The following is an 8,096-nucleotide window of genomic DNA, read 5'->3' as shown; positions in this document are numbered from 1 at the left end:
CGCCAGCGCCAATGCGCGCCTTAGCGCGGTCGAAGCACAACTGCCGGTGCTGCAAATGCAGGCGCGTGCGGATGAATTCCGTCTTGCCGTATTGCTGGGCGAACGACCCGGTGAGCTGGATATCGACCTGACCTCAAAAGGCTTCAAGCCGATCGATGTCTCGCTGCCGATAGGCGACGCCGGCGACGTGCTGACACGCCGACCCGATATCCGCATCGCTGAACGTGAACTGGCCGCTGCCAATGCGCGTATCGGTGTGGCAAAGGCTGATTATTTTCCGCATATCACCTTGGGCGGCTTTATCGGTTTTCTCGCCGGCCGCAGCAATGATTTCGGTGGCGCGTCGACGCGCGCGTTCTCGCTGGCACCAAGTATTCGCTGGTCCGGGCTTAACGTGCAGCGCGTGCGCTCCAACGTGAAAGCCAGCGAGGCGCGTGCCGACGCGGCGCTGGCCAACTATCAGCGCACGGTGTTGCAGGCCGTGGAAGATGTCGACAATGCCCTGATTGGCTTCAACCTGCAGCGTGAGCGCGTGCAAAAGTTGCTGGACCAAGCCAGTCAAAGCCGGCGTGCGGCCGATCTGGCCCGTGTGCGCTACAACGAAGGTGCGGTTGATTTCCTGGAATTGCTCGATGCCGAACGGACCCAGCTAAGCGCCGAGGATGCGCTGGCTGAAGCCGAGGCAGCGATCAATCTGCGTGCGGTGTCGGTGTACAAGGCGATCGGCGGCGGCTGGCAAGCCTGCGCCGATGAACATTGCAGTCAGCTCACCGCCGTGCCATGAGCGCCGTGCCGTTTCCGCGAGCGCCACGGCATGCCTCGCGTAGCCAGGCGCTTGCCGTCGAGCCACCGCTATCGCAACGTGTTGCCTTGGTCAGCGGCGCCAACCGCGGCCTGGGTCTTGAGGTGGCGCGGCAACTCGCCGCCAGCGGTATGACCGTATTGCTCGGTTCACGCACGCTGGCCGCGGGTGAAAAGGCCGCGCGGCTGATCAGGCGCGACGGCGGCGACGCGGTAGCGGTAAAGCTCGACGTCACCGTGCAGGACGATGTCGATGCGCTGATCAGGCGCATCGACACCGACTACGGCCGTCTAGACATCCTGGTCAATAACGCCGGCGCCTATTTTGACATGGACAATCATCCATCGTCAGTGGATATCAACGCAGTCCGCAACGCGCTCGACACTAACTTGCTTGGCGCCTGGCGCCTATGCGAAGCGATGCTGCCGCTGATGCAGCGACACGGCTATGGTCGCATCGTCAACGTGTCCAGTGGTTGCGCCACGCTTGCCAGCGACAGCGATAACTGCCCTGCCTATCGCGTATCCAAGGTTGCGCTCAATAGCTATACCCGCATGCTCGCCACCGAGCTGCGCGGCAGCGGTATCTACGTCAACGCCGTGTGCCCCGGCTGGGTTGCTACCGACATGGGCGGGCATGGCGGTCGGCCTGTGGCCGAAGGCGCCGCCGGCATTGTCTGGGCCGCCTGCCTTTCCGCGAAGACCGCGATCACTGGCGGATTTTTTCGCGATCAAATGCGTATAGCCTGGTAATCGCCCCACCCCATTTCCTGGAAACCTAATGCATACGCCTACCGCGGTGAGCGACCGCATCGACATCATCGACGCACTGTACCGATTTGCTGCAGGTCAGGATTTGAATGACCGCGCGTTATTTGAGTCGGCCTTTACCGCGGATGCCAAGCTCGATTTCAGCGGACCGGCAAAACGTCTCGGGGCAGTCATTCCAGTATTCGAGGGTCGTCAGGCCATCGCGGACACTATATTCGCGGCCTTACGCGACCTGGACACCACGCATACGGTTACCAATCAACGTATCACGGCCTACCACGGCGAACACGCCACGCTGTTCGCGCTGGTCGAAGCGCAGCATCTGCCGCGCAGCGATCACAGCCGTCACTTGTTGCTGAAGAATATCTACGTGGTCGAACTATCCAAGCAAGGCGATCAGTGGTTGATCGAGCACTTGAAGATCGACACCGTCTGGTTAACAGGTGATCCGGCGGTGCTGTTTCCGGCATCGAACAGCTGACGACGTGCCTTTGCCTTACACCAGGCCTTACACCAGGCAGAAGCGTCGCTTATTCGTCGACGCCATCGTCGGCTGTATTGCTGGCAAATTCGGCAATCAGTCGAGTGGCCTGCGCCACCAGTTCTGCCGCCGTGCCGCTAAGCAAGGCGCCCAGCCCAGGCACGCGTAGCGGATGCATATTGAGCTGGCCCAGCACGAAGCCGGCACCCGCTGCGACTCCCACTGTGCTCAAGGGGTGACGCTTACCGCGGGCCAATAACGCGACGGCGGGTTCGACCAGCGCACCGCGTGCCGCTGCCGCTTGCGCACGCGCAACTCGTACCGCGCGGAGTTGTCTGGACATGCTCACGGGTCGCCCTCTCGGCTCGTTTCGGCTGCTTTATAGCTGGACTTGCGCTGGATATCACGCATGGTCGAGCCCCATTCGCTACGTGTCACCGGTAAGCTCAGCCAATGCATGCAGCGACGGAACAACATCACGGCGACCAGCAAGAACAATAATTGCAACAGCGCCAGTACCGCCAATGCGCCGACCCAGCTGCCAAACCATTTCGCCAGCAGTACCCCGATCAATCCGAGCAAGGTCAAGCCCAGTCCGACACCCGCCACCGTAGCGGCCAACGCCGCCACCAACATCCAGGAAATCGCTCGGCGCGCCAAGCCGAGTTCGGCGCGGAGCAAGCTCAGCTGCGCACCAAAAAGCTGTTTGAAGGCCTGGCCTAGACGGCCAAACTCATCCAGCATGCTCGACGACGGCGCCGCAGCCTGTGCCTGAGACGGCTCCGCGGCACCTGCCGGATCGCCAGCGGCTGCGTCGCTAGAAGATTCAGGTGACTGCATTCCCTGCCCTCAGATCAAGACGATCAGCGGCGCAGAATACGGCCGAGCAGCCAGCCTGCACCCAAGGCGATGGCCACCGACTGCACGGGCTTTTCACGGACATATTCGCGCGCCTTGTCCAGCCATACATCGGCGCGGTCCATGGCTTCGTCATAAGCCTCACGGCTGCGCTCACTGACATCGGCGGCTTTTTCGGTGGCGCGGGTGGCAGCGTGAGCGGCCTTGTCGGTAGCACGATGCAAACCTTCTTCCACCTGGTCGGCAGCGCGCGAAACAGCTTCCTTGGTGCCTTGCACCGCACCTTCCTCAATGCGTGCGTGCGCACCGGCCTCGTGTGCCTCTAACTGCGACTCATTGGGCTTGCTCATGATGACTCTCCGTAACGGGGGATCCCTTTAGCGGGGTTTTACTGTACAGCAGTCATCACACTATGGAGCATGAATCGCCTGCTCATTGAGTCCGGCGCACGAAGGCAATCACCGCGAAAACAAAGAACACGACACATAAAATCTTGGCCAGGCCAGCGGCGGCTCCAGCAATCCCGGCGAAACCGAATACCGCAGCAATGATGGCGATCATCAAAAAGATCAACGCATAGTGAAGCATGGCGGCATCCTCTCCCAACGGGTGAGTTCCCTCTTGGGCTCGTCCGGTTGCCATTCATCCATATGTTGCGCCACGCGGGCGTGAAGATCGCCACTGCTACGCCAGCGGATTTTTTACGCCTGTAACGCTGCGTTAAGCGTGTAAGTACCCACCCATTCTGCTTCCGCCAGCACATGGCCATGCATTGCCGCACGCAATTCGCTCAAGCTGAAACCATCGGCCAATTCCAATCGCTCCACATCCAGCGCATGAATACGAAAATGATAGTGATGCAGCAGCGAATCATTCCATGGTGGACACGGGCCGTCATAACCGAGGTATTCACCGCTCATCGCGGCGTCGCCGCGAAACCAACCGGTGTAATCGTTGATACCTTGCACACTGCCCGGTGGGCCGTAGGGCACGCGTTTGCCGCGCGCGATGACACCTTCGCTGCAGGCGCCGGCTGCCAGTTCGCCGCACTCAACCGGGATATTCGCCATCAGCCAATGCACAAATTCCACCCGGGGCAGATCGGCCGGTACCGTGCGCCCTGATTGATTGACGTCATCCGGCTTGCTCGGTACATCGGGATCGATGCATGTCAGCACGAATGAGCGCGTTTCAAGTGGTGCATTTTTCCATGCCAGATGCGGACTCTGGTTGTCGGACAAGGCGACCGGCGCGGCGAGTTTGCCGAAGGCGAACTCCGCTGGAATGGCCTGGCCGTTCTGAAAACTGTCGCTACGCAAATGCATGTGTCTTCCTTCTATCAAAGCATGGCCAGCTACCGTCATGTAGATCTCGACGGTCGCTCGGCATTAGGGTTTGGACGTCTGATTGGCGGGTGAGTAAGTTACTCGATATAGCGCGCCAGCCAAGTCGTCGCTGACCAGCAGGCTGCCATCGGGCAATGGCTGTACATCGGCAGGGCGGCCCCAGGCGGTCTCGTTCTGTTGAAAACCATCGAGCAAAGGCTCATACGAGGCTACCTTGTCACCGTTCAAGCGCACCGTCATCACGCGATAACCTGACTTCTTGCTGCGGTTCCACGAGCCGTGTTCGGCAATGATCAGGGCGCCCTTGTAGCTGGCGGGAAATTGACTACCTTCGTAAAAGCGCAAGCCGAGCGAGGCGACATGCGGGCCGAGTTTCAACACCGGTGGCGTGTAGTCTTTGCAGTTTTTACCCTTGCCGAACTCGGGATCTAGCGTGTCGCCTTGATGGCAGTACGGAAAACCAAAGTGCTCGCCGACCTTGCTGAGCTTGTTCAATTCGTCGCTAGGCATGTCGTCGCCCAGCATGTCGCGGCCGTTGTCGGTAAACCATAGTTGATGATTGCCTGGCCGCCAGGTGAAGCCGACGGTGTTACGAATGCCATAGGCGACGTCTTCGCGATCGCTGCCATCGGCATTCATGCGCACCAGCTTGGCGTAGTCATGACCCTTGTCGCAGATATTGCAGGGCGCGCCGATAGGCACATAAAGCTTGTTGTCCGGCCCGAAAGCGATGAACTTCCAGCCGTGATGCGTCTCGGTAGGAAACTTGTCGTTGACGATCTCCGGCTTGGGCGGCGTATCGAGATGGTTTTCGATGTCGCGCAATACCAGGATTTTACTCACAGCGGATATGTAGAGATCGCCGTTCTTGAAGGCCACGCCGACCGGCAATTGCAGGCCACTGGCGATCACTCGCACTTTGTCGGCGTGCCCGCTGCCGCTGCTATCGGTCAGCGCATAGACCTTGCCTGCATCATTCGATCCTACAAATACCGTGCCCTTCGCACCCAGCGCAATTTCGCGCGCATTCGGCACTTGATCGGAGTACACCGCGATATGAAAGCCCTTGGGCAAGGTCAGCTTGTCCAGTTGTGGCGCCGCGAATACCGACGCCGAACACAGACTGAGCAACGCAATCAACGAGACCCATCGTGACTTGAGCATGGCTTCTTCCTCCTGGCAGATGCACCAGCGTATACCGACAGGCGAGATGCTGTCGCCATCGTGCCGATATCCGCCTGCCTTAGCGTGCTCAAACATCGAACCAGACGCTTGATGACCCAGGAGAACAGGCCCTTCTCGGCTCAGACTGCGTGCTCACCTTCGCCGGTTTTGCCGATCTTGCTGCGGATCGCGATGTACTGCTTTCGAAACTCGAAATACAGCCACATGAGCTTACGCTTGATGAAACCGGTCATCCCGGTCCATCTATGCAAGGTCGTAGAGCGGATGCAGCGGCGTGCTATCTGACTGTAGCGCCACTCTCAATCTGTAGCGATCGCGTTGAAGCGCGCGGCAATGTAGTCATCGGTGAAACTGGTCATGTCCATGCCACGGATAAAACCGCAGTGACCACCGAATTCGGCAATATCCAGCTCGATGTTCGGCGGTAGTTCAAGCCGCTCGAACGCCCCCACCGGAATCACCGGATCATCGCGCGCGGTAAGAATCGTAGCCGGGATCTGCATCGCCTTGAGCGCGCTGTCGGCTACGGAGTAGCCATCCAGATAGGCCTGCAGCGAATCGAAATCGGTATGCCGGACCACCAGTGCCTCGGTCAGGCCGCGCAAGTCCTGATCCAGTTCGGCCAACTCGAAATACTGCTGCTGTGGAAATGCCGCCTGCTTGGCTTTCAACGAGCGCCGCCATTTGTGCATGAAATAGGCACGGTAAAACCACGGCGCCTCTTCTTCCAGCGAGAACAGGCCTTCGCCCGGATCGATGATGGGGCATACCGCCAACGCGTAGCGCAACGGGATGTTGAGCGCCGGGGCACGCAGGGCCGCGCGCAAGGCGAAATTACCGCCCAGCGAAAAGCCGGCCAGCACCATCGGCTGTGCCGGCCAGCGCCTGGCGATATCCGCCAGCGCATAGACGATTTCGTCGATGCGGCACGAATGAAACAGCGCTTCATTCAAATGATGGCTATCGCCGTGATCGCGAAAGTTCAGCCGGAAAACATCCCAGCCGTCCGCCAGCAGACGGCTACCGGTTTGCAGCACATAGGTGGAATCGACGCTGCCCTCCCAGCCGTGAAACAACACCGCCAGGCCACGCGCCTGTGGCTGCACTTTCTGCGCGGTATAGGCACCGGTGAGGCGCACGCCATCGCCGCCATCCACCACCACCTCTTCGGCACCTTGCTGCACCGTGCGCGCCGCGCGCGGCAGCAGTTGCCGGCGTACGCCACTGGAGGAAAGCATGGTTTGGATGTGGCCACTGCGCAGCGGCCATGGCGGACGGAAATCCTTTCCGCGCGGCAACGTCATACGGCCTGCCCTTCCAACGCGGCGGCAATCCGTTCGCGCGAGAACTCGGCCATGCGGCGGCGTGCATCCGGCGTTGCCGGCACCGGTTCGAGGAAATGCACCTCGGCATCCAGCGCGGGTCCGCCCAGCAGGCGCAGAAAATTCTGCATGAAGTTTTCGCCATCGCGGAAACCGGCGTCGATCACTCGTTGGCCATGCCGGGTAAAGCGCAAGGCCACCGGTTGCACGGCCACATTGGCATCCAGCGCGGCCTGAAAAATACGCGCGTGGAAAACCCGCATCACGCCGTTATGCCCGGTGCCGCCCTCGGGAAACACCGCCACCGAACGACCGCCATCGAGACGATCAACCATCACCTGCATCACCGCCGCCAAGGAATGATTGTTGCCGCGACGATGAAAAATGGTGCCGCCGCACGCGGCCAGCCAGCCGACCAGCGGCCAACTGGCGATCTCGGCCTTGGCGACAAAGCACGCCGCGCGCTGGCTATGCAGCAATTCGATGTCGATCCAGGAGGTGTGATTGGCGACGAACATCACCGGATCGGCCAGCGGCTTGCCCATCCGCACCGAGCGCAATCCAAAGATGCGCAGCAGTACGGTCGACCACCATCGAATGGTCCGATGGGCCAGCGGCTCTCGGCCGTTCTTCATCACCGCCTGTCTGTTCCAGCTGAGAATCAGCGTGCACAGCAACACGCCGAACAGCACATGCAGCAAAAGTAGTGGCACACGCCAGAGATAGCGCAGCGGACGCAGGAGATCGCGGGAGGGTATGGGGACAGTATCGGTACTCATCGGTCCGGTTAGTTTAGCGTTATAAGAACCCCGAAAAACCTATGCCATACATCCCATCGACGGGCATGGTCGCGGCTGCCCATGATCCGGCTTTTCGAGTCCCTGATGGAGTGGTGGGAGGGCATGCCGTTCATTCAACGCTCTAGCTGTGTCAGCGGCAGCGCCGCCGACCGCTTTACCGTGCGCAATACAAAACTGGAGTTGACGTCGGCGACGCCGGTGGCATTGAGCAGCCGGTCGAGCACGAAGCGAGAGAAGTGCTCGAGGTCGGTGACATAGATATGCATCAGGTAATCCATATCGCCGGTCAGGGCATAACAGGCGACCACCTCGTCCCAGCCATTCACCTGCTCGGCAAAGCGCTCCACCGCGACACTTTCATGCTTGCTCAGGCGCACGCGCACAAAAGCCTGCAGGCCCAGACCCACGGCCTGCGGATCGACCTGAGCGCTATAGCCGGTGAGGATGCCCTCGGCCTCCAGCCGCTGCAGCCGGCGCAAGCAGGCCGATGAGGACAAACTGACCCGCTCGGCCAGCTCGGCATTAGTAATGC

The 8,096-nt window shown here is 60.4% G+C and carries 12 protein-coding genes; 3 read left to right on the top strand and 9 right to left on the bottom strand.

What is annotated here, in order from left to right:
- The 3 genes from OUZ52_RS21425 to OUZ52_RS21415 form a co-directional block, all read left to right on the top strand.
- Positions 1 to 784: TolC family protein (locus OUZ52_RS21425; protein WP_266160618.1), on the top strand; the 784-nt coding region annotated here is incomplete at its 5' end.
- A complete protein-coding gene (locus OUZ52_RS21420) occupies positions 781 to 1,554 on the top strand; it encodes an SDR family NAD(P)-dependent oxidoreductase (protein WP_266160617.1) in 774 nt (257 codons plus the stop codon). The genes OUZ52_RS21425 and OUZ52_RS21420, both read left to right, overlap by 4 nt.
- A 28-nt stretch (positions 1,555 to 1,582) precedes the next feature.
- Positions 1,583 to 2,053 (top strand): nuclear transport factor 2 family protein, encoded by a 471-nt coding sequence (locus OUZ52_RS21415; RefSeq protein ID WP_266160616.1) that lies wholly within the window; start codon positions 1,583 to 1,585, stop codon positions 2,051 to 2,053.
- Positions 2,054 to 2,102: 49 nt separating this feature from the next.
- Here the strand turns inward: OUZ52_RS21415 and OUZ52_RS21410 are convergent, their stop codons facing one another.
- The 9 genes from OUZ52_RS21410 to OUZ52_RS21370 form a co-directional block, all read right to left on the bottom strand.
- Complete coding sequence (locus OUZ52_RS21410) at positions 2,103 to 2,396, bottom strand: hypothetical protein (protein WP_323135386.1); 294 nt, start codon at positions 2,394 to 2,396, stop codon at positions 2,103 to 2,105.
- A 2-nt stretch (positions 2,397 to 2,398) separates the two neighbouring features.
- Complete coding sequence (locus tag OUZ52_RS21405; protein ID WP_425493902.1) at positions 2,399 to 2,893, bottom strand: ABC transporter ATP-binding protein; 495 nt, start codon at positions 2,891 to 2,893, stop codon at positions 2,399 to 2,401.
- A 23-nt stretch (positions 2,894 to 2,916) separates the two neighbouring features.
- Positions 2,917 to 3,261: an ElaB/YgaM/YqjD family protein gene (locus OUZ52_RS21400; RefSeq protein WP_266160614.1), complete on the bottom strand. Its 345-nt coding sequence runs from the start codon at positions 3,259 to 3,261 to the stop codon at positions 2,917 to 2,919.
- A gap of 82 nt (positions 3,262 to 3,343) precedes the next feature.
- Positions 3,344 to 3,499, bottom strand: coding sequence for a DUF1328 family protein (locus tag OUZ52_RS21395; RefSeq protein WP_266160613.1), 156 nt, complete (start codon positions 3,497 to 3,499; stop codon positions 3,344 to 3,346).
- Positions 3,500 to 3,612: 113 nt separating this feature from the next.
- The gene (locus tag OUZ52_RS21390; RefSeq protein WP_266160612.1) at positions 3,613 to 4,236 is read right to left on the bottom strand and encodes a YbhB/YbcL family Raf kinase inhibitor-like protein; all 624 of its coding nucleotides are present in this window, start codon (positions 4,234 to 4,236) and stop codon (positions 3,613 to 3,615) included.
- Between the two features lie 63 nt (positions 4,237 to 4,299).
- Positions 4,300 to 5,421, bottom strand: a complete 1,122-nt coding sequence (locus OUZ52_RS21385) for a PQQ-dependent sugar dehydrogenase (protein WP_266160611.1) — start codon at positions 5,419 to 5,421, stop codon at positions 4,300 to 4,302.
- A gap of 320 nt (positions 5,422 to 5,741) precedes the next feature.
- Complete coding sequence (locus OUZ52_RS21380; RefSeq protein ID WP_266160610.1) at positions 5,742 to 6,746, bottom strand: YheT family hydrolase; 1,005 nt, start codon at positions 6,744 to 6,746, stop codon at positions 5,742 to 5,744.
- Complete coding sequence (locus OUZ52_RS21375) at positions 6,743 to 7,543, bottom strand: lysophospholipid acyltransferase family protein (RefSeq protein WP_266160609.1); 801 nt, start codon at positions 7,541 to 7,543, stop codon at positions 6,743 to 6,745. The genes OUZ52_RS21380 and OUZ52_RS21375 overlap by 4 nt, the downstream gene beginning before the upstream one ends.
- 134 nt (positions 7,544 to 7,677) lie before the next feature.
- Positions 7,678 to 8,094, bottom strand: coding sequence for an Lrp/AsnC family transcriptional regulator (locus OUZ52_RS21370; protein ID WP_266160608.1), 417 nt, complete (start codon positions 8,092 to 8,094; stop codon positions 7,678 to 7,680).
- Between the last annotated feature and the right edge of the window lie 2 nt (positions 8,095 to 8,096).

The organism is Dyella silvatica, assembly GCF_026283955.1.
Classification (GTDB): domain Bacteria; phylum Pseudomonadota; class Gammaproteobacteria; order Xanthomonadales; family Rhodanobacteraceae; genus Dyella_C; species Dyella_C silvatica.
The sequence above is the reverse complement of the archived record's forward strand: the minus strand, read 5'-3'. Positions and strand labels throughout refer to the sequence as shown.